We start from the raw sequence: 18,832 nt of genomic DNA, 5'->3' as shown, positions 1-18,832 counted from the left end.
CGTCCGGGTCCCCTTGCGTATATCCATGCATCCGGCCAGAAGGTGAACGTGAATCGTAAGCAAGGGAGCCGCGTCGCCGTCGCGGCGGCGTTCGGCCTGCTGGCCGGGAGTCTGCTCGCGGGCTGCTCCTCCTCCGCCGCCCCGGCCCGCCCGGCCGCGCCGGCCGACGCGTACGCCGGCATCCTGCCCGCGCCGGTCTCGGCCGTGCGGACGCCGGGCAAGCAGTTCGCCATCGGCTCGGGCACGGCGCTCTACGCGGCGTCACCCGCGGCCGAGCCGGTGGCCGCGTACCTGGCCGGTCTGCTGCGCCCGGCCACCGGCTACACGCTGCCGGTCGTCTCCGCCGCGCCGTCCGGCCCCGCGATCGAACTCACCCTCAGCGGCGCGCCCGCGGTGGTGGGTGACGAGGGCTACCGGCTCTCCGTCGAGCCGAGCGGGATCGTGCTGAGCGCGCAGACGGCCGCCGGGCTCTTCGAGGGCGTGCAATCGCTGCGGCAGTTGCTCCCGGGCTCCATCGAGTCGCGCAAGGCCGTCCAGGGCGCGTCCTGGGCCGTTCCGGCGGGTACGGTGACCGACTACCCGCGTTACGCCTACCGCGGCGCCTCGCTGGACGTGGCACGGCATTTCTTCGACGTCGCCGAAGTCGAGCACTACATCGACGACGTCGCGCGCTACAAGATCGACTACCTGCACCTCCACCTGACCGACGATCAGGGCTGGCGCATCGCCATCGACGGCTACCCGGCGCTCACCGGGATCGGCGCGAGCACCGAGGTGGGCGGCGGCACCGGCGGGTACTACACGCAGGCGCAGTACAAGGAGATCGTCGCGTACGCGGCATCGCGGTACATCACGGTGATCCCCGAGATCGACATGCCCGGCCACGTGAACGCGGCTGAGTCCGCGTACGGCGACCTCACCTGCGACGGCCGGGCGACGACGCCGTACACCGGCATCGACACCGGATTCAGCACGCTGTGCACGGGCAGCCAGACTGTGAAGACGTTCGTCTCCACGGTGCTCAAGCAAATGGTCGCGCTGACTCCGGGTTCGTACATCGACATCGGCGGCGACGAGGCGAGGGCCACTTCGGCGACCGATTACGCCGGCTTCATGACTTGGGCCGCCGCGCAGGTTCGCGCGGACGGCAAGACCCCGATGGGCTGGGACGCGATCACCAACGCCCAGACCGGATCGCCGGCGGTGGCGGAGTACTGGGGGACGTCGGACTCCCCGACCTCGGCCTTCAAGGCCGCCGCGGCTTCGGGCACGAAGGTGGTGCTCGCCCCGGCGAACCACGCGTACCTGGACCAGAAGTACGACAAAGACACGGTTCCGGGGCTCGACTGGGCCGGCCCGGTGCCGCTCGCGCAGTCGTACGAGTGGGATCCGGCCACGTACCTGGCCGGGGTGCCGGCGTCGGCCGTGTACGGCGTCGAGGCGGCCATGTGGGGCGAGACGCTCACGTCGTTCGCCGACCTCGAGTACCTCGCCTTCCCGCGGCTGCCCGCGGTGGCCGAACTCGGCTGGTCCCCGCCCGCGGCGCACGATCTCGGCGCGTTCGAGAAGAGGCTCGCGGCCCAGGCGCCGCACTGGGTGGCGGCCGGAATCGGCTTCTACCGGACGCCCGGGGTGGATTGGCCGCGCGGTTGACCCGGTCCGCCGCGCTCTGGGAGACTAGAATGGTCTAAACCACTCCCGGTTAAGCTTCCTTACTAAATCACTGACGAGGATGGTGGCATGCCGAACCACGGCGCGCTGGCGGAGCTCACCCGGGATGCCGGCGCCGTACTGCAGATGGCCGCGCCCGGCACCGAGGCTCCGGCCTGGGTGCTGCGCGCGCTCGAGGCCAGGGAGCTCGGCGGGCTCGTGCTCTTCTCCCGCAACCTGGCCGACCGCGCCCAGACCGCGGCCCTGTGCGCGAGCCTGCGCGAGGCCGACGAGGACGTGCTGATCGCCCTGGACGAGGAGGGCGGGGACGTCACCCGGCTGGAGATCGGCGAAGGCTCCTCCTACCCCGGCAACCTGGCCCTGGGCCGGGTCGACGACATCCGGCTGACCGAGTCGGTCGGCCGCTCGATCGGGCTGGACCTGCTCGAGGTGGGCGTGAACTTCAACTACGCGCCCTGCGCCGACGTCAACGCCAACCCGGACAACCCGGTGATCGGGGTGCGCTCGTTCGGCGCCGAGAGCGAGCTGGTGGCCCGGCACACCGCCGCGTACATCAGGGGCCTGCAGTCGGTCGGCGTGATCGGCACGGCCAAGCACTTCCCCGGCCACGGCGACGCCTCGGGCGACTCGCACCTGGGCCTGCCCATGGTCGAGTACGACGAGGCCCTGGAGCTGCTGCACCTCGCGCCGTTCCGCTCCGCCATCGAGGCGGGCACGAAGGCGATCATGACCTCGCACATCCTCTTCCCGCGCTACGACACGCAGCTGCCCGCCACCATGTCGCCGCGGATCCTGACCGGACTGCTGCGCGAAGAGCTCGGCTACGACGGCGTGATCGTCACCGACGGCATCGACATGGGCGCGATCTCCGGACGCTACGGCGTGGCCGAGGGCACCGTCAAGGCGGTCGTGGCCGGCTGCGACGCGCTGTGCTGGGGCGGTAGCCCGGCCGACGAGGACGAGTACCTGTACCTGCGCAACGCGCTGGTCTGGGCCGTGCGCGAGGGCCGGCTCTCGGCCGAGCGGCTGCACGAGGCGGCCGAGCGCAACCGGGCCGTGGCGCGCTGGTCCCGGACCGTGCGCGAGGCCACCGCGGGCGCGACGGCGGACCGCGCCGTGGGGCTGGAAGCGGCCCGGCGCGCGATAGCCGTCCGCAGCGAAGTCAAGCCGCTGACAGCGGCCCCGCACGTGGCCGAGTTCTCCCCGGTGGTCTCCCTCGCCGTGGACGACGCGACCCCGTGGGGCCTGGCCGAACCCCTGGCCGAGCTGCTGCCCGACACCACCGTCGAGCAGATCCCCGCGCCCACCAAGGGCACGGAGACGGTGGGCCTGATGGTTGCGCCGGTGGTGGATCAGGACGCGCAGATCGACCTGGCCCCGCTGCTCGAGCGCGCCGCCGCCCGACCGCTCCTGCTGTGCGTGCGCGACCTGCACCGCAACCTGTGGATGCGGCGCGCGGTGGAGGCCGTCAAGGCCGCCCGCCCGGATGCGGTGGTGGTCGAGTTCGGCCTGCCGCACGGGGATCTGGCGGACGTGCTGACCCACGGCGGCTCCCGCGTGAGCGGGCAGGCCGCCGCCGAACTGCTGACCAACAGGAAGAGCGAGCACTGATGGAAGTCGTCATCGTCCCCGACGCCGCGGCCGGCGGCGAGCTGATCGCCGAGGCGATCGCCGCGCTGATCGCCCGCAAGCCGGACGCGCTGCTGGGCGTGGCCACCGGCTCGACGCCGCTGCCGATCTACCGTGCGCTGGCCGCCCGCGTGGCCGGCCCCGCGCACCTCGACGTCTCCCGGCTGCGGGTGTGCCAGCTCGACGAGTACGTGGGCCTGCCGGCCGGGCACCCGGAGTCCTACCGCTCCGTCATCGCCCGCGAGGTGCTCGAGCCGCTCGGGCTCGGGCTCGACTCGTTCACCGGCCCCGACGGCACCAGCGAGGACATCCCGGCCGCCTGCGCCGCGTACGAGCAGCAGCTGCAGGCCGCCGGCGGCGTGGACCTGCAGATCCTCGGCATCGGCACGGACGGCCACATCGGCTTCAACGAGCCCTGCTCCTCGCTGGCCTCGCGCACCAGGATCAAGACCCTGACGCCGCAGACCCGCGAGGACAACGCACGGTTCTTCGACTCGCTCGACGAGGTGCCGCACCACGTGATCACCCAGGGCATCGGCACCATCCTGCAGGCGCGCCACCTCGTCCTGCTGGCCACCGGCGCCGGCAAGGCCGAAGCCGTCGCCGCGACCGTCGAGGGCCCCCTCGCCGCCGTCGTCCCCGCCTCAGCCCTCCAGTTGCACCCCCACGCCACCCTCGTCGTCGACGAGCCCGCGGCCGCCCAACTCAAGCTCGCCCCCTACTTCCGCGCGACCTACGCCGCCAAGCCGGCCTGGCAAGGCCTATAGGCCTCCCGAAGCCCCCGCCCCGCACCGCCTTCAGTGCGGGGCGGTGTCGTACCCAAAGCCCGCATTCACACCCCACCAGCCGCCCCGTCAGTCGCCCCGTCAGCCGCCATCGCTGCCGACCACCCTCCCACCCCACGCGCGGGGTCCGGGGTGTCCCCGGCGCGGGGCGCGGGGCCGTGCCCCGCAAGGAAACTGCTCGTCCCGAACGTACAAGGCCCCGCCGTAGCGCGCAGCGAAGCAAGCGCGTAGGCGGGGCCGTAGGAAGGAGCGGGACGGGACCCTCAAACCCGCCCCACCCCGGTTCCCACGAACGCCGGGAACTCCCGGCCGTCCACCCAGGTGCGGGCTGGATGGAAGTCTTCGGTCCAGTGGACCAGGTCGGCGCGCGCACCGGGGGCGATGCGGCCGAGGTCGGTGCGGCCTATCGCGTCGGCGGGCACCAGGGATGCGGCCTCGATGACGGCGGCGACGGGCAGGCCGAGGCCGATCATGTTGCGCACGGCCTGGTCCAGGGTGAGCGCGGAGCCGGCGATGGTGCCGTCGATGTTGCGCGGGACGCCGTCCTCGCCGACGGTCACCGGGATGCCGGAGAGCACGTAGCCGCCGGGGGGCATGCCGGCGGCGGCGATGGCGTCGGTGACCAGCACGACCCGGCCGGGGGCGGCGCGGAAGATCAGGGTGCAGATCTCGGCGGCGACGTGGTGCAGGTCGGCGATCAGGCCGACCCGGTAGCGGGAGTCGGCCAGGGCGGCGCCGGGGACGCCCGGTTCGCGGTGGGCCAGCCCGCGCTGGGCGTTGAAGATGTGCGTCACGAGCGTCGCCCCGGCGTCGGCGGCGGCCCCCACCTGGACGGCGGTGGCGTCGGTGTGGCCGATGGAGACGGGCACGCCGGCCGCGGTCAGCCGCCGGGTCGCCTCGAGCGCGCCGGGCAGCTCGGGGGCCAGGGTGAGCAGGGTGAGGATGTCGAAGCCGACGGCGCCGAGCAGCCGGTCGACGGCTTCGGCGGTGGGCTGGGCCAGGAACCTGGCCTCGTGCACGCCGTTCTTGAGCGGGGAGAGCCAGGGGCCTTCGAGGTGCACGCCGAGGATCCGGGCGTAGGGGCCGTCCTCCTGGCGGTCGCGCGCCTCGGTGGCGGTGTCGAGGCCGGCGATGAGCCGGTCGAGCGGCGCGGTGATCAGGGTGGGCTGGAACGAGGTGACTCCGGTGGCCGGGAGCGCGGCGGCCACCCGGTCCCAGCCGGCCTCGTCCGCGGCCGCGAAATCGACTCCGAAGGCGCCGTTGATCTGGATGTCCACCAGACCTGCCGTCAACACCCCTTCGTCAAGTACGATGTCTGCTTCCGGGTCGGCGTAGGGCTCGACGGTGGTGATGATCCGGTCGTCGACGGTCATCGTGACCGGACCGGTCAGCTCTCCGTCGACGACCGCGCGCCGCGCCGAGATCCTCACGCGCTTCCTCCAGATGGGCACCAGTGAACCAGCGCCCATTGTGGACTAGACCACTGAACGTTGTCCAGACCTCTCGACGCATTGGTCTGGACCAGTTTCGGCCGCCGTCCCGCGGCCCTGCGGAATCAGGTCCAAAACCGCGCGAACCCGGGAGAAGTCGGACTCCGACAGGTCCGCGCCGGCGGTCAGCCGCAGCCTCGAGAGGCCGTCCGGCACCGACGGCGGCCGGAAACAGCCCACCCGCACCCCGTTCTCCGCGCACATCCGCGCCGCGGCGAGCGTCCGCTCCGCGTCGCCCAGCACCACCGAGGTGACGGCGCCGGACGGTCGGCTGGCCGGGAGCCCCGCCTCAAGGGCGATCTGGTGCAGCCGCAAGGCGTTGGCCGCCACCCGCTCGGCCCGCTCCGGCTCCGCGCGCAGCACCCGCAGCGCGGCCCGGGCACCGGCGACGCTGGCCGGCGCGAGAGCGGTGTCGAAGATGAAGCCGCGCGCGGTGTCGATCAGATGGTCGATCACCCGCCGCGGCCCGAGGACGACGCCGCCCTGCGAGCCGAACGACTTCGAGAGCGTCACCGTCAGCAGGACGTCCGGTGCACCGGCGAGCCCGGCCGCGTACGCGCCGCCGCGGCCGCCCGGCCCGTGCACGCCCACCCCGTGCGCCTCGTCGACGAGCAGCACGGCGCCGTGCGCGCGGCACACCTCGGCCAACGCGGCCAGCGGGGCCACGTCGCCGTCCACCGAGAAGACCGACTCGGTCAGTACATAGGCGCGGCGGTACGGCTTGGTCTCCTCGGCCGCCATCAGGGCCCGATCGACGGCCGTCGGGGAGCAGTGCTCCACCACCGCGCGGCGGGCGCCGGAGAGGCGGCAGGCGTCGATGACGCTGGCGTGGTTCTGGGCGTCCGAGACGAGAAGGTCCTCGGGGCCGGCCAAAGCCGTGACGACACCCAGGTTCGCCAGGTAGCCCGAGGAGAAGACGAGCGCGGCCTCGGCCCCCAGGAACTCCGCGAGTTCCTCTTCGAAGCCGGTGTGCTCGGCCGTCGTCCCCGTCACCAACCGTGAGCCGGTCGAGCCCACACCCCAGGTGTGCACGGCCTTCACGGCCGCCGCCCTCACCTCGGGGTGGTTGGAGAGACCGAGGTAGTCGTTGCCGGCCAAGTCCACCAACGTGTGGCCGGCCTCGCGGGTCCACAGCCGGCGGCGAAGACCAGCGGCTTCTCTATCGGCGGCCCTCACGTCGAGCCAGTCCCACGAATCTCTTGCGTCGCAGCCTCGTCGGCGGGTTGCCGGCCGCTCGCGCACTGTGTTCAACGATTCGCTCGCAAGCTCGCTCATGGCAAGATCCTCTCGCACGATCAGCGATACTGGGCGCATGCCCTCGATGAACGATCTCGTCCGCGAGCAGACCAGCCTCCAGCCCGAAGACCTGGAGTGGCTGCACCTGATCGTCGCCGACTGGCAGATCATGGCCGACCTCTCCTTCGCCGACCTGGTGCTCTGGGCGCCCACCGCGGACGAGACGCAGTACGTCGCGGTCGCGCAGATGCGGCCCAACACCGGGCCCACCTCGTACATGGACGACCTGGTCGGCCACGTCGTGCCGCGCGGGCGGCGGCCGCTGCTGGACCAGGCGCTGGACGAGGGCCGGATCGTGCGCGAGGGCGACCCGGAGTGGCGCGAGGCGGTGCCGGTGCGGGTGGAGTCGATCCCGGTGCGCCGGGGCGACCGGGTGATCGCGGTGATCGCCCGCAACACCAACCTGCTCACCGCGCGCACCCCGAGCCGGCTGGAGCTGACCTACCTGCAGACCGCCTCCGATCTGGCCCAGATGATCGCGACCGGCCGGTTCCCGCTGCCCAACTCGCGCAGCCACCTCGACGCGATGCCGCGGGTGGGCGACGGCATGCTCCGCCTGGACGTCGACGGCCTGGTCACCTACGCCAGCCCGAACGCGGTCTCGGTCTTCCACCGGATGGGGTTGGCCAGCGAGCTGATCGGGGCGCACCTGGGCAAGCTGTGCGCGGCGCTCGCGGTGCCGAGCTCCGGGCCGACCGACGAGGCGCTGGCCGAGGCCGCCAGCGGACGCAAGGCCAGGGACACCGAGTTCGCCAACGCGGCCGGCGCGGCGATGCGGCTGCGCGCGATCCCGCTGAACCCGGCGGGGGAGCGGATCGGGGCCCTGGTGCTGGTGCGCGACGTGACCGAGCTGCGCCGGCGCGACCGCGAGCTGATGACGAAGGACGCGACGATCCGGGAGATCCACCACCGGGTCAAGAACAACCTGCAGACGGTCGCGGCGCTGCTGCGGCTGCAGGCGCGGCGGCTGGACGAGCCGCGCGGCAAGGCGGCGCTGCACGAGGCGGTGCGCCGGGTCGGCTCGATCGCGATCGTGCACGAGACCCTGTCGCAGACCCTGGACGAGCGGGTCGAGTTCGACGAGATCGCCGACCGGGTCCTGGCCATGGTGGCCGACTTCTCCGCCTCCGCCTCGACCGCCACCACCGCGGGCGGGGTCGTGGCCGGACAGGTGCGCCCGCGCCGGGTGGGCACCTTCGGCGTGCTGGACGCGCACATCGCCACGCCGCTCGCGATGGTGCTGACCGAGTTGCTGCAGAACGCCTTCGAGCACGGGCTCGACGGCGGCGCCGGCACCCTGCTGGAGGTCACGGCCCTGCGGGCGCCGAAGAATCTGACCATCAACGTGGTCGACGACGGCCGGGGGCTGCCGGCTGGTTTCGACCCCCACACGGCGGGGAATCTCGGACTTCAGATCGTCAGGACTCTGGTGCAGGGCGAACTGGGCGGGAGCTTCGACATGCGAAATCGAGACGACGGTGGGACCATCGTCTCGATCGACTTGCCATGCTTGTAGAGCTCGGCCGCGTGACGGCCGGCCGGTGCGTTCCCCCGGGGGCGATCGCGCGGCTCGTCGAACCGGGGCCGGATACGGCCCGGAGAGGGACGGTTCCCTCCCCTGCGCCACCCGGGGCGAAAAGCTGCCCGGGCGGCTCGGCGACGGCCGCGCCCGCGGGTCGGGTCTGCGACCTTGATACTCGAGGTGATGCTGGTTCAGTTGTGCTCAATGCCCTGCGGTCAGTGCACTGCGCTGGTCACGAGCGGCGGGGCCGCTCGTCGGCGGAAGATCTTCAGGCCATCCGGGAACGGGCCCGGGCGGCGCGGCGCTTCAGGGCACGACGCTCGTCCTCGCTCATCCCACCCCAGACGCCGGCGTCCTGGCCGGACTCCAGGGCCCACTGCAGGCACTGGTCGATCACGTCGCAGCGGCGGCAGACCGCCTTCGCGTCCTCGATCTGCAGCAGTGCCGGCCCGGTGTTCCCGATGGGGAAGAAGAGCTCCGGGTCCTCGTCGCGGCACGCGGCGCGGTGGCGCCAGTCGCTCATCGGTCCTACTCCTTCGTGAAGTGACGTATCAGTCTCAAGTGAAACGGTGGTGCGGTGCTTCGGGGGCGCCGGGCCGAGGGTGTCGGCCGGTGCCGTGACGCGGGTGGTGCTGGTGGTGCGGGTCGCGCGTCACGCCAAAACTTCGACGCTTCATAGAAACGCCGACGCCGTGCGATACGTTCCCGGTTCCATCCGATGGTTCCGGTTCTGCTCCACACCGTGTTGCCGGTTCCGCCGCGCGGTATTCCCGGTTCCACTTCACGCTCTCCGGCCGTGCGACGCGAGCCGCTCCAGGCTGGGCGATCTTGTGAATGTGAACGCTTTCACGAGCATCGGCGTTCCCTTGGACCGCGGGCTGAGCCTGCGGTCCGGAGGTGACGCACGGAGGCTGGTGGGCCGGAAACCCGAGGGTCTGTGTCCACGCTCGGCATTGAGCGATCACAGCCCACGTTTCAGGGCCGTGAACAAGCCTGTCAGGGACGATCGCGGAGCACAAGGGTTTCCGGGGAGTATTTTAAATTCTCAGGTGTCGGTTCGGTCACACCTTGTCTTCGAAGGTCAGCGCGCGAGGCACGGCATGCGACTTCAAGGGCACGGTGCGGGGTCCGCCGCCGGCTCGAAGGCCGCTCGGCTTTCCACCCCTCCAGTACATCACGCGAAGACGCGCAGTGCGGCCGGAACACTACGGAATGTCACACGTTCGCGTGGTCCGAGGTAGTCGCCGTCCACCTGGAAGGGCACGGGGCGGTGCGCGAGCAGGGTGAGTTCGGGCAGGTCGTGCCGCAGAACCACGTCCCGGCCCTGGTGCAGTTTGGACGAGCTGGCGATCAGACGTCCGACCGTCTGCCAGACCGGCACGGTGCCCAGGCTGGCCAGACCGAACAGGTCGAGACCGGTGTCGAAACCGGCCTCCGGGGTGGCCACGATCGGACGGTTGCCCAGGTAGGTCCAGGGCGAGGTGTTGGCCAGGATCGCCATGAAAAGTTCAGGCAGCGCGCTGCCGTCCATCAGCTTCGCGGTGATCGGGGCGTTGCGCTTGTCGGTGCGCCGGAAGTACTCGCGCAGCGCCGAGCGGACGTAGAGCGTGTGCGTCGATTTGCGCCCCTGCGCGCGCTGCCGCTCCACCTCCCCGACCACCGCCGCGTCGAAGCCGAAGCCGGCCGAGAAGGTGAAGTACCGCTCCCGGCTCTCGTCGTCCGGGCGCACCGCGCCGAGCGAGACCAGCCGGGTCGCCTCGCCGGGGCGTCGCAGCATCCGTAGCAGCGCGCCGGTCGCCTCCACCGCGTGGTTGGGCAGCCCGAGCGCGCGGGCGAAGACGTTGGTCGAGCCGCCGGGCACGATCGCCAGCCGCGGCCGGTCCAGCGGGCCGGAGCCGTGCGCCATCAGTCCGGTGACGGCCTCGTTCACGGTGCCGTCACCGCCGAACGCGATCACCACCTCCACCCCGTCGGCCGCGGCCGCGGCGGCCAGGTCGGCGGCGTGGCCCCGGTAGCGGGTGTGCTCCTCGGCCAGGTCGAGCTCCGAGGAGAGCGCGCCGACCAGCACCTCGAGCGTGCGCTCGGACGAGGCGGTCGCCTTGGGATTCATGATGAGCAGACCGCGCGCCTGCTTGTCCGACATGCCCTTTAACGTACCCGCATCCCGTCGTATTACGTCGCCGGGCCCCGGGCGCGGAGCCCGCACGCGCGCGATATAGGCTCGAGGGGTGCCCGCTCCCGATGCCCCCCGCCCGGCGACCGTCACCGCCGCCGCCGCCGTCACCGCGCTGCCCGGCGCGGCGCTGACCGTGTTCGGGGTCGTCGAGCTCTTCGATGCCCTGTTCGGCCACCCGCTCAGCCGGTCCATGGCCGCCACACTCGCGGTGATCTACGTCGCACTCGGGCTCGGTGTCGTGTGGGTCGCCCGCGGCCTGCTGGGCTGCCACGCCTGGGCCCGCACGCCCTCCCTGATGACCCATCTGCTCATCGGCGGCGTGGCCTACTGGATGTTCCAGGGGAACTACTACGTGGCCGGCGTGGTCTCGATCCTCTACGCCCTGGCCGGGATCGCGCTGCTGTTCGCCCCCGGCTCGCACAAGGTGCTCACCCGCTAGCCGGATCCGCGCCCGCGCACACACGACGGCGCCCCGCACGCGAGCTCGCGTGCGGGGCGCCGTCGTGTGTCGGCCCTACTCCTCCACCAGCAGCTTCTCGCGCAGCTGGGTGAGCGTGCGGGCGAGCAGCCGCGAGACGTGCATCTGCGAGATGCCGATCTCCTCGGCGATCTGGGACTGCGTCATGTTGCCGAAGAAGCGCAGCAGCAGGATCCGCTTCTCCCGGGCTGGCAGCTGCTCGAGCAGCGGCTTGAGCGACTCCCGGTACTCCACGCCCTCGAGCGCCTCGTCCTCGCTGCCGAGCGAGTCGGCCACGGCCGGGGACTCGTCGTCGCCCGACTCCGGCACGTCCAGCGACAGCGTGGAGTACGCGTTGGCCGACTCGAGGCCCTCGAGCACCTCCTCGTCGCTGATCCCGAGGTGCGTGGCGAGCTCGTTGACCGTGGGGGAGCGGCCGTTGCGCTGGGACAGCTCGCTGGTGGCCGCGGTGAGCGACAGGCGCAGCTCCTGCAGCCGGCGCGGCACCCGCACCGCCCAGCCCTTGTCCCGGAAGTGCCGCTTGATCTCGCCGATGATGGTCGGCGTGGCGTAGGTGGAGAACTCCACCCCGCGCTGCGGGTCGAACCGGTCCACGGACTTGATCAGCCCGATCGTGGCCACCTGGGTCAGGTCGTCCAGCGGCTCGCCGCGGTTGCGGAAGCGCCGGGCCAGGTGCTCGACCAGAGGCAGGTGCATGCGCACCAGCCGGTCGCGCACCCCGGCCCTGGCCGGGTCCTGCGGGTCCATCTCGGCCATCCGCCGGAACAGCTCGCGGGCCTCGGCGTGCGTGGCGGCCTGGGCGGCGCTGCGCGCGGTCTGCGCCGCGGTGCGCTGCGGGCCCACCTCGGGCGCCCGCACGTCGGCCTCTTCCGGCTCGGCGGGGCCCGGCGGGTCGGTCGGCGTCGGCGGGGTCATCGGTCGCTGTGCGGTAGTCACGCTGCCGTCGTCTCCGCCCCGCCGCGCTGCTTGACCATGGTGATGGAGACCACGCGGTCGGGCCCGCCGGCGCTCGCCTCCACCTGTCCGGCCAGCGCGGTCAGGACCGTCCAGGCGAAGGTGTCCTTGGCCGGGGCCTTGCCGTCCGCCGTCGGCGCGGACACGGTGATCGCCAGCTCGGCCGGAGCCAGGTCGAACCGGCAGGTCAGGCTGGTGTGCGGAAGGTTGTGCTGCAGCAGCATCGCGCACGCCTCGTCCACCGCGATCCGCAGGTCCTCGATCTCGTCCAGGGTGAAGTCCAGCCGCGCGGCCAGACCCGCGGTGGCGGTGCGCAGTACGGACAGGTAGGCCCCGTCCGCCGGGATGCTCACCTCGACGAAGTCGTCCGGGGACAACACCGCGGTTCCTCCACTCGGGCCGCTCTCCGTTGTCGATCGCTGTTCCACTGTGCCTCCCACGCGCGTGACCGGGCCCGGACGCCGACGGCCGCACGCATCGTACGCGGTCGCCGCCGCTCCGTGAGTAGAAGTTACCCCGGACGGACCATCTGTGTCTCGTACCCACGCCCCGCCGGGCCGGTCCGGGGTGGTCCGCCTCACCGTACTGCGGGGCCCGGCGCGCTTGGCCGGGCCCCAGGTCGGAGCCGGGTGGGGCTCAGGCCTGCTTGGTCTCCCAGAAGATCTTGTCGATCTGGGAGATCAGGTCGAGCAGGTGCTGGCCGGTGGCCGGGTCGTTCGAGGCCTTGGTGCCGCCGGCGCCCGCCGCCTTCACCGCGTCGTTGAACAGGGTGTGCAGCTGCGGGTACTTCTCGAAGTGCGGTGCCTTGAAGTAGTCGCTCCACAACACCTCGAGGTGGTGCTTGACCAGCTCGGAACGCTGCTCCTTGATCAGAACGGCCCGGGCGCGGAACGCCGGGTCCTCGTTCGACTGGTACTTCTCCTGAATCGCCTTGACCGACTCGGCCTCGATCCGGGCCTGGGCGGGGTCGTAGACACCGCAGGGCAGGTCGCAATGGGCTGAGGCCGTGGTCTTCGCGGCGAAGATGCGCATGGATGACTTCCTCTCACGCTGAACGCTTGATACGTCGAACTGAGCCTACTGCCCCCTGATTCCCGTCGCCCGGGAAGGTGTGGATCTAGAGTGGCGACGTGAGGGAGCTTGCGAGCGAACCGTTCAGCACAGTGTGCCCGCGAATGCGCCTACCGAGCGCCAGCGAGGTGGTGACATGAGCGCTGTTGGGCGGGATGCGGGTTTGATCCCGTTGGGCGTGGCCGTGGTCAGCGGCGTGTCGATGGTGCCCGCCTACTACGACGGGGACCGGCTACTGGTGCGCTACGGGGCCCGGGTACGTCCGGGTGACGCCGTGCTGGCCCGCGATCCGCGGCTGCCGGAGCGGGTCGTGCTCAAGCGCGCCGCGCGGCGCGAGGAGGGTGGCTGGTGGCTGCTGGCGGACAATCCTTACGCGCCCGGCGATTCGCGGCAGTTCGGCGTGGTCCCGGACGAGCTGGTGCTGGCCCGGGTGCTGCTGCGGCTGCGCCGGGGCGCACGCGGCTGACGGCGGCTCAGAAGCCCTCCGCACGCGGGGGAGGAGCGGTCTGAACCGCCGTCAGGCGAGGTCTGTCAGGTCTCAGGCCGTCGCTCAGGCCGCGGCCGCGGTGGCCAGGGCGGCCTCCTTGCGCCGGGCCCGGTAGGCCGCGACGTTGGCGCGGGTCGCGCAGCGCTCGGAGCAGTAGCGGCGGGAGCGGTTCGTCGAGGTGTCGATGAACACGTCCCGGCAGGGCGCCGCCTGGCACACGCCGAGCCGGTCCAGGCCCAGCTCGGTGGCCTGCACCGCCAGGCCCATGCACGCCTTGGCCGCGTAAGCCGCCGACGTCGTCGGGATGCCCTCGGCCAGGTGCAGGTGCCAGTCGCAGCCGTCGTGGTTGGAGATGGCCGGACGGATCGGGTAGAGCTCGAGCAGCTCGTTGAGCACGTCCACGGCCTGCTGCTGCGAGCCGGCGTCGGCCGCGTCGAACACCTCGCGCAGCCGGTCGCGCAGGGTGCGCAGCTCCTGCACGTCGACGTTCGTGAGCCGTCCGCAGGCGCCCTGCTTGGACAGCAGTGCCCGGGCGTCCTCGACCGTGGTCAGGTCGTCCCGACGCCGATACGGGTCGGCCGTGTTGACCAGGTGGACGGCTCGGTCCGCGTAGGAGGCGAGTTCCATGGCTGTTGCCCCCTTGGGGAAGCAGGGTCGGTATCGGGTCTGCACCACGGTACGCGATGAACGCGGTCCCGGCGGCGATGTGCCATTACCGTACGCCACATCCTGGAGTTGGCAAGGGCACCGTCCGTGCTCCGATGTAGCGGACGTCGCAGTCCGATAACCGTGACCCGGCGGTTGATCTGCCGCTAAGGTTGGCCCACCGCGTGCGGCGGTCCACCCTCTTTTCGCCGTGCGCAGCCACACGATGGCGGTCCACCCAAGACCCGATCGATGCCTCGACGCCGCGAACGCGGGGACATCCGGACTACGCCGAGAAGGAAACTCCCTCACATGCCTGGGCACATTTCCACCGCCACACCCCTGAACGCCGCGGATACCGGGGAAACGGATACAACGGCGCAGACCGCCGTGCCCCATCCGCACCGCGCCGACGCCGAGTCGGCCGAATCGCCCGTGTTCGCTCTGCACCGCGGCGGCAAGATGCAGATCGCCGCGACCGTCCCGCTGCGCGACCGCGCGGACCTCTCCCTGGCCTACACCCCCGGCGTCGCGCAGGTGTGCAAGGCCATCGCCGCCGAGCCTGAGCTGGCCCGGGACTACACCTGGAAGTCGCACACGGTGGCCGTGGTCACCGACGGCACGGCCGTGCTCGGCCTCGGCGACATCGGCCCGCTGGCCGCGCTGCCGGTGATGGAGGGCAAGGCGGTGCTCTTCAAGCAGTTCGGCGGCGTGGACGCGGTCCCGATCTGCCTGGACTGCACCGACACCGACGAGCTGGTCGAGACCGTGGTGCGCCTGGCCCCGGCCTTCGGCGGGATCAACCTGGAGGACATCTCCGCCCCGCGCTGCTTCGAGATCGAGCGGCGGCTGCGCGAGCGCCTGGACATCCCGGTCTTCCACGACGACCAGCACGGCACCGCGATCGTGCTGCTGGCCGCGCTGCGCAACGCGGCGAAGGTGACCGGGCGCACGCTCGGGGACCTGCGCGCGGTGATCTCCGGCGCCGGGGCCGCGGGCGTGGCCATCGCCAAGATCCTGGTGCACGCCGGGATCGGCGACGTGGCCGTGGCCGACTCGCGCGGCGTCGTGCACACCGGCCGGGCCGACCTGACCCCGGTCAAGCAGGAGCTGGCGGAGCTGACCAACCGGGCCGGGCTGAGCGGTTCGCTGGAGCAGGCGCTCGCCGGCGCGGACGTGTTCATCGGCGTCTCGGCCGGGACCGTGCCGGAGCCGGCGGTGGCGACGATGGCGCCGAACTGCATCATCGCGGCCATGGCCAACCCGGACCCGGAGATCCACCCGGACGTGGCCCGCAAGTACGCCGCGGTGGTGGCCACCGGCCGCTCCGACTTCCCGAACCAGGTCAACAACGTGCTCGCCTTCCCCGGGGTGTTCGCCGGGGCGCTGGCGGCCGGGGCGCGGCAGATCACCGAGGAGATGAAGCTGGCCGCGGCCGACGCGCTGGCCGGGATCGTGGCCGACGAGCTCGACCCCGAGCACGTCATCCCCTCGCCGTTCGACCCGCGGGTGGCCCCGGCGGTCGCGGCGGCGGTGGCCGCGGCGGCCGTGGCGGCGAACACGCCGGAGCCGACGGCCGCCTGACCGGCGGGGCTGACCGCGGTAGTTACCGCGGAGTAGGGTGCCTGGCATGTACGCCGTGTATGCACAGAGCATCGAGAAGGACGAGCCCCTCAAGGGCCTGGCGACCGGTCCGCTGCCCGAGCCGGCGGAGCTGGCCGCCCGGCCCGGGTGGACCACCGTCGCGGTGAAGGCGGCCGCGCTCAACCACCACGACCTGTGGTCGCTGCGCGGGGTCGGCCTGCCCGCCGAACGGCTGCCGATGATCCTCGGCTGCGACGGCGCGGGCGTGGATGAGGACGGCAACGAGGTCGTCATCCACGCCGTGGTCGGCGAGCAGGGCCGCGGGGTGCCGGAGGGCGAGCGCGGCTCGATCCTGACGGAGCGTTACCCGGGCACCTTCGCCGAGCGGATCGCCGTGCCGCGGTGGAACCTGCTGCCCAAGCCGGCCTCGCTCACCTTCGAGGAGGCCGCCTGCCTGCCCACGGCCTGGCTGACGGCCTATCGGATGCTGTCCTACCCCAAGTCGGGGCTGCGCCCGGGCGACACCGTCCTGGTGCAGGGCGCGGGCGGCGGCGTGGCCACGGCGCTGATCGTGCTGGCCCGGGCGGCCGGCCTGCGGGTGTGGGCCACCTCGCGTTCCGAGGGCAAGCGCGCCCGCGCGCTCGAGCTCGGCGCGCACCAGGCCTTCGAGTCGGGCGCGCGGCTGCCCGAGCGGGTGGACGCGGTGATGGAGACGGTCGGCGCGGCCAGCTGGGAGCACTCGGTCGCCTCGGTCCGGGAGGAGGGGAGCATCGTCATCTCCGGCGCCACCTCGGGCCCGAACCCGCGGGCCGCGCTGACCCGGATCTTCTTCCACCAGCTGCGGGTGGTCGGCTCGACCATGGGCACCCGGGACGAGCTCGCCGCGCTGCTGCGCTTCTGCGAGACCGCCGGGGTGCGCCCGGTGATCGACAGTGTGCTGCCGCTGCGCGAGGGCGCCGCCGAGGGCTTCGCGAAGATGGAGGCGGGCGACCTGGTGGGCAAGATCGTCTTCATGCTCTGACATCCCCCGGACGCCGGGCGGCCCGCTTTCCGGGCCGCCCGGCGTCGGGCTCTACCGCTACGGCCGGCCGCCGTAGCCGACCGTGCCCGGCAGGTCCGAGCAGATGTTCTCGTCCCCGGACCGGCTCTCCGCGCTGATCGAGGCATCCGGCGCGGGTGCGGCGGAGCCGGCTGACGACCCGTCGGGTGTCGGGGTCCCCGCGCTCGCGCCCGGCTCGGCCACGAGCGACGTCGGCGGATCGACGCCGATCACGAGTGTCAGGGTGCGCACCGAGTCGCTCTGCACCGGCTGCACCGCCGCGCTCCCGCCGAAGCGCGCGGCCAGGCTGTCCGCCTGTGCCCCTATCCCGGCCGGGTAGAGCAGCCGGGTCTGGGGGTCGGCGCCGAACGGCGATCCCTGCTCCACCCGCGCGTCCACGCCGAGCGCGGTGAGGTTCTGCGACGCGTACAGCGCGAGGTGCGGGACCTGGGTGCTGTTGTAGACGTCCACCTGAGTGCCGGTCAGCGCGAGCGTCGGTGTGGGCGCGGGCGGGCCGGACGCGGCCTTGGGCGCCGTGCCGAAGGCGCGGGCGGCGTTCGAGCCGGGCAGGGGAGTGTCCTGACGCAGGTCCGTCCACACCTGGTCGAAGCCGGGGCCGGGGACGACCCGGTTCTGGTTGGTCGGGTCGAAGGCGTAGGGCACGGTGATGAACTGGATGTAGTGGCTCTGCAGGCTCTGCACGCTCCCGGCCAGCCCCACCATCGCGTCGAGCGAGTCCAAGCCGGTGTCCACGGTCAGATTGCTGGTGACGGCGTTGGCGATGCGGTAGAGCGTGATCGGGTCGCCCAGCGTGCCCGCGCTGGCCAGCTTGTTGAACAGCGAGGTGACGAACATCTGCTGCATCCGGATCCGGTTCAGGTCGGTGCCGTCGGCCAGGCCGTGCCGGTCCCGCACGAAGGCGAGCGACTGCGAGCCGCTGACGGTGTGCAGGCCCGGCGAGAGCACCAGGCCGCTGTAGTCGGGGTCGTTGATGCCGGGCGGCGGGACGCAGACGGTGACGCCGCCGACCGCGTCGGTCAGAGCCTGGAAGGCGTTGAAGGTGATCTCCACGAAGTGGTCGATCCGGATCCCGGTCAGCTGCTCGACCGTGGCCACCGCGCAGGTCGGGCCGCCGAGGTTCATGGCCAGGTCGAACATCGCTGACTGCGCGGCCGGCACGGTCTGGGCGGGGTCGAGGCGGCCCGGGCACTGCGGCCGCGGCGCCACCAGGTCGCGCGGGATCGAGACGACCGTGGCCCACTTCCGCTCGGCGCTGATGTGCACCAGCATCGCCGTGTCCGAGATGTCGGTGCCGAGCTTGCTCGCGTTGCCCAGGTGCGAGCCGTGCTGGCCGTCGCGGGTCTGCGAGCCGAGCAGCAGCAGGTTGAGCGGCGTGTTCCCGTACCGGTCCGCCCGGGAGGCGGCCGGCCGGTTGCTCAGCGCGTCCAGGCTCTCGGTGGCCACCTGGCCGAACAGGTGCTGGTAGGCGTAGGTGCCGAGCCCGGCGATGGTGAGCACGATGACGGCGCAGACGCCGCTGGTGATCCGGAAGACCTGCCGCCGGCGCCGCCGCGGCTGCAGGATCAGCGCCGCCTTCACGGTCGCCCGCTCTCGCGCGCCGCCGCGCGGGTCGAGCTCGTCGAGGTCGAGGTCCTCGTTGATCCGGTAGGACTCGTGCGGGCCGAGCGGCGAGCCGTAGAGCGGGCCCCGGGGCGGTCGGGTCAGCGGGGTGGTGCGCGGCGTGGCGCGCGGCCGGCGCCGCTGCCGCGGGGCGCGGGGCGGCTGCGGCGGCGCGGGCGCGGACAGGCGCTGCTGCGGAAAGGGGACGGCGTCCGGGTCGCCCGCCGCCGGCTCCGCCGTCTCGCTCGGCGGACGCCACAGGTCGTCCGGCTGTTCTCGCGGGTATCCGCGAACTCCGTCCATGCGCGCCACGCCCTTCCAGCCAGACCTTCGCCCCTCGGCGCCGGCGGGTGCACGACGCGCCGCGCCGGGGACCCGGTTGCAC

At 72.4% G+C, this 18,832-nt stretch carries 17 protein-coding genes; 8 read left to right on the top strand and 9 right to left on the bottom strand.

Features of this window, described 5'->3' with window-relative positions:
- Positions 1 to 48 precede the first annotated feature (48 nt).
- The 3 genes from ACTRO_RS19755 (at position 49) to ACTRO_RS19745 (ending at position 4,067) form a co-directional block, all read left to right on the top strand.
- Positions 49 to 1,653: a beta-N-acetylhexosaminidase gene (locus ACTRO_RS19755; RefSeq protein ID WP_034265121.1), complete on the top strand. Its 1,605-nt coding sequence runs from the start codon at positions 49 to 51 to the stop codon at positions 1,651 to 1,653.
- 87 nt (positions 1,654 to 1,740) lie between these two features.
- A complete protein-coding gene (locus ACTRO_RS19750) occupies positions 1,741 to 3,282 on the top strand; it encodes a glycoside hydrolase family 3 protein (protein WP_034265119.1) in 1,542 nt (513 codons plus the stop codon).
- The gene (locus ACTRO_RS19745) at positions 3,282 to 4,067 is read left to right on the top strand and encodes a glucosamine-6-phosphate deaminase (protein WP_034265116.1); all 786 of its coding nucleotides are present in this window, start codon (positions 3,282 to 3,284) and stop codon (positions 4,065 to 4,067) included. Before ACTRO_RS19750 ends, ACTRO_RS19745 begins: the two co-directional genes overlap by 1 nt.
- Positions 4,068 to 4,348: 281 nt before the next feature.
- Here ACTRO_RS19745 and nagA read toward each other — a convergent pair whose 3' ends face one another.
- Entirely contained in the window at positions 4,349 to 5,515 is a 1,167-nt protein-coding gene (gene nagA / locus ACTRO_RS19740) for an N-acetylglucosamine-6-phosphate deacetylase (RefSeq protein ID WP_211244349.1), read from the bottom strand.
- 45 nt (positions 5,516 to 5,560) lie between these two features.
- Positions 5,561 to 6,850, bottom strand: a complete 1,290-nt coding sequence (locus tag ACTRO_RS19735) for an 8-amino-7-oxononanoate synthase (RefSeq protein WP_084316399.1) — start codon at positions 6,848 to 6,850, stop codon at positions 5,561 to 5,563.
- A 37-nt stretch (positions 6,851 to 6,887) separates the two neighbouring features.
- On the opposite strand from ACTRO_RS19735, the gene ACTRO_RS19730 reads away from it, so the two are divergent.
- A complete protein-coding gene (locus ACTRO_RS19730) occupies positions 6,888 to 8,387 on the top strand; it encodes a PAS domain-containing sensor histidine kinase (RefSeq protein ID WP_034265113.1) in 1,500 nt (499 codons plus the stop codon).
- Positions 8,388 to 8,661: 274 nt separating this feature from the next.
- On the opposite strand, the gene ACTRO_RS19725 is transcribed toward ACTRO_RS19730, so the two are convergent.
- Positions 8,662 to 8,916: a WhiB family transcriptional regulator gene (locus ACTRO_RS19725; RefSeq protein WP_034265110.1), complete on the bottom strand. Its 255-nt coding sequence runs from the start codon at positions 8,914 to 8,916 to the stop codon at positions 8,662 to 8,664.
- A 651-nt stretch (positions 8,917 to 9,567) separates the two neighbouring features.
- Positions 9,568 to 10,536 (bottom strand): diacylglycerol/lipid kinase family protein, encoded by a 969-nt coding sequence (locus ACTRO_RS19720; RefSeq protein ID WP_034265107.1) that lies wholly within the window; start codon positions 10,534 to 10,536, stop codon positions 9,568 to 9,570.
- An 85-nt stretch (positions 10,537 to 10,621) separates the two neighbouring features.
- On the opposite strand from ACTRO_RS19720, the gene ACTRO_RS19715 reads away from it, so the two are divergent.
- A complete protein-coding gene (locus ACTRO_RS19715) occupies positions 10,622 to 11,008 on the top strand; it encodes a hypothetical protein (protein WP_034265104.1) in 387 nt (128 codons plus the stop codon).
- A gap of 75 nt (positions 11,009 to 11,083) precedes the next feature.
- On the opposite strand, the gene ACTRO_RS19710 is transcribed toward ACTRO_RS19715, so the two are convergent.
- The 3 genes from ACTRO_RS19710 to sodN all read right to left on the bottom strand — a co-directional run bounded on the left by ACTRO_RS19710 (position 11,084) and on the right by sodN (position 13,033).
- Positions 11,084 to 11,983, bottom strand: coding sequence for an RNA polymerase sigma factor SigF (locus ACTRO_RS19710; protein ID WP_245594428.1), 900 nt, complete (start codon positions 11,981 to 11,983; stop codon positions 11,084 to 11,086).
- Positions 11,980 to 12,381: an ATP-binding protein gene (locus ACTRO_RS19705; RefSeq protein ID WP_034265101.1), complete on the bottom strand. Its 402-nt coding sequence runs from the start codon at positions 12,379 to 12,381 to the stop codon at positions 11,980 to 11,982. Before ACTRO_RS19705 ends, ACTRO_RS19710 begins: the two co-directional genes overlap by 4 nt.
- 256 nt (positions 12,382 to 12,637) lie before the next feature.
- Positions 12,638 to 13,033: a superoxide dismutase, Ni gene (gene sodN, locus ACTRO_RS19700; RefSeq protein ID WP_034265098.1), complete on the bottom strand. Its 396-nt coding sequence runs from the start codon at positions 13,031 to 13,033 to the stop codon at positions 12,638 to 12,640.
- 175 nt (positions 13,034 to 13,208) lie between these two features.
- Here sodN and sodX point away from each other — a divergent pair, with 175 nt between their 5' ends.
- A complete protein-coding gene (gene sodX, locus ACTRO_RS19695) occupies positions 13,209 to 13,538 on the top strand; it encodes a nickel-type superoxide dismutase maturation protease (protein WP_157436338.1) in 330 nt (109 codons plus the stop codon).
- Between the two features lie 84 nt (positions 13,539 to 13,622).
- Here the strand turns inward: sodX and ACTRO_RS19690 are convergent, their stop codons facing one another.
- Positions 13,623 to 14,186 (bottom strand): CGNR zinc finger domain-containing protein, encoded by a 564-nt coding sequence (locus tag ACTRO_RS19690; RefSeq protein WP_034265095.1) that lies wholly within the window; start codon positions 14,184 to 14,186, stop codon positions 13,623 to 13,625.
- Positions 14,187 to 14,516: 330 nt separating this feature from the next.
- On the opposite strand from ACTRO_RS19690, the gene ACTRO_RS19685 reads away from it, so the two are divergent.
- Entirely contained in the window at positions 14,517 to 15,788 is a 1,272-nt protein-coding gene (locus ACTRO_RS19685; RefSeq protein ID WP_084316398.1) for an NAD(P)-dependent malic enzyme, read from the top strand.
- Between the two features lie 46 nt (positions 15,789 to 15,834).
- The gene (locus ACTRO_RS19680) at positions 15,835 to 16,809 is read left to right on the top strand and encodes a zinc-binding dehydrogenase (protein ID WP_034265089.1); all 975 of its coding nucleotides are present in this window, start codon (positions 15,835 to 15,837) and stop codon (positions 16,807 to 16,809) included.
- A 57-nt stretch (positions 16,810 to 16,866) separates the two neighbouring features.
- Here the strand turns inward: ACTRO_RS19680 and ACTRO_RS43585 are convergent, their stop codons facing one another.
- The gene (locus ACTRO_RS43585) at positions 16,867 to 18,750 is read right to left on the bottom strand and encodes an LCP family protein (RefSeq protein ID WP_051451081.1); all 1,884 of its coding nucleotides are present in this window, start codon (positions 18,748 to 18,750) and stop codon (positions 16,867 to 16,869) included.
- Between the last annotated feature and the right edge of the window lie 82 nt (positions 18,751 to 18,832).

This window comes from Actinospica robiniae DSM 44927 (assembly GCF_000504285.1).
GTDB classification, from domain to species: Bacteria; Actinomycetota; Actinomycetes; order Streptomycetales; family Catenulisporaceae; genus Actinospica; species Actinospica robiniae.
This window is presented reverse-complemented; position numbering and strand designations above follow the sequence as displayed.

Coding starts and splice junctions, on each gene's coding strand:
- ACTRO_RS19750 (WP_034265119.1), top strand. CDS start 1,741: ATGCCGAACCACGGCGCGCTGGCGGAGCTCACCCGGGATGCCGGCGCC.
- ACTRO_RS19745 (WP_034265116.1), top strand. CDS start 3,282: ATGGAAGTCGTCATCGTCCCCGACGCCGCGGCCGGCGGCGAGCTGATC.
- ACTRO_RS19735 (WP_084316399.1), bottom strand. CDS start 6,850: ATGAGCGAGCTTGCGAGCGAATCGTTGAACACAGTGCGCGAGCGGCCG.
- ACTRO_RS19730 (WP_034265113.1), top strand. CDS start 6,888: ATGCCCTCGATGAACGATCTCGTCCGCGAGCAGACCAGCCTCCAGCCC.
- ACTRO_RS19725 (WP_034265110.1), bottom strand. CDS start 8,916: ATGAGCGACTGGCGCCACCGCGCCGCGTGCCGCGACGAGGACCCGGAG.
- ACTRO_RS19720 (WP_034265107.1), bottom strand. CDS start 10,536: ATGTCGGACAAGCAGGCGCGCGGTCTGCTCATCATGAATCCCAAGGCG.
- sodN (WP_034265098.1), bottom strand. CDS start 13,033: ATGCGCATCTTCGCCGCGAAGACCACGGCCTCAGCCCATTGCGACCTG.
- sodX (WP_157436338.1), top strand. CDS start 13,209: ATGAGCGCTGTTGGGCGGGATGCGGGTTTGATCCCGTTGGGCGTGGCC.
- ACTRO_RS19690 (WP_034265095.1), bottom strand. CDS start 14,186: ATGGAACTCGCCTCCTACGCGGACCGAGCCGTCCACCTGGTCAACACG.
- ACTRO_RS19685 (WP_084316398.1), top strand. CDS start 14,517: ATGCCTGGGCACATTTCCACCGCCACACCCCTGAACGCCGCGGATACC.
- ACTRO_RS19680 (WP_034265089.1), top strand. CDS start 15,835: ATGTACGCCGTGTATGCACAGAGCATCGAGAAGGACGAGCCCCTCAAG.
- ACTRO_RS43585 (WP_051451081.1), bottom strand. CDS start 18,750: ATGGACGGAGTTCGCGGATACCCGCGAGAACAGCCGGACGACCTGTGG.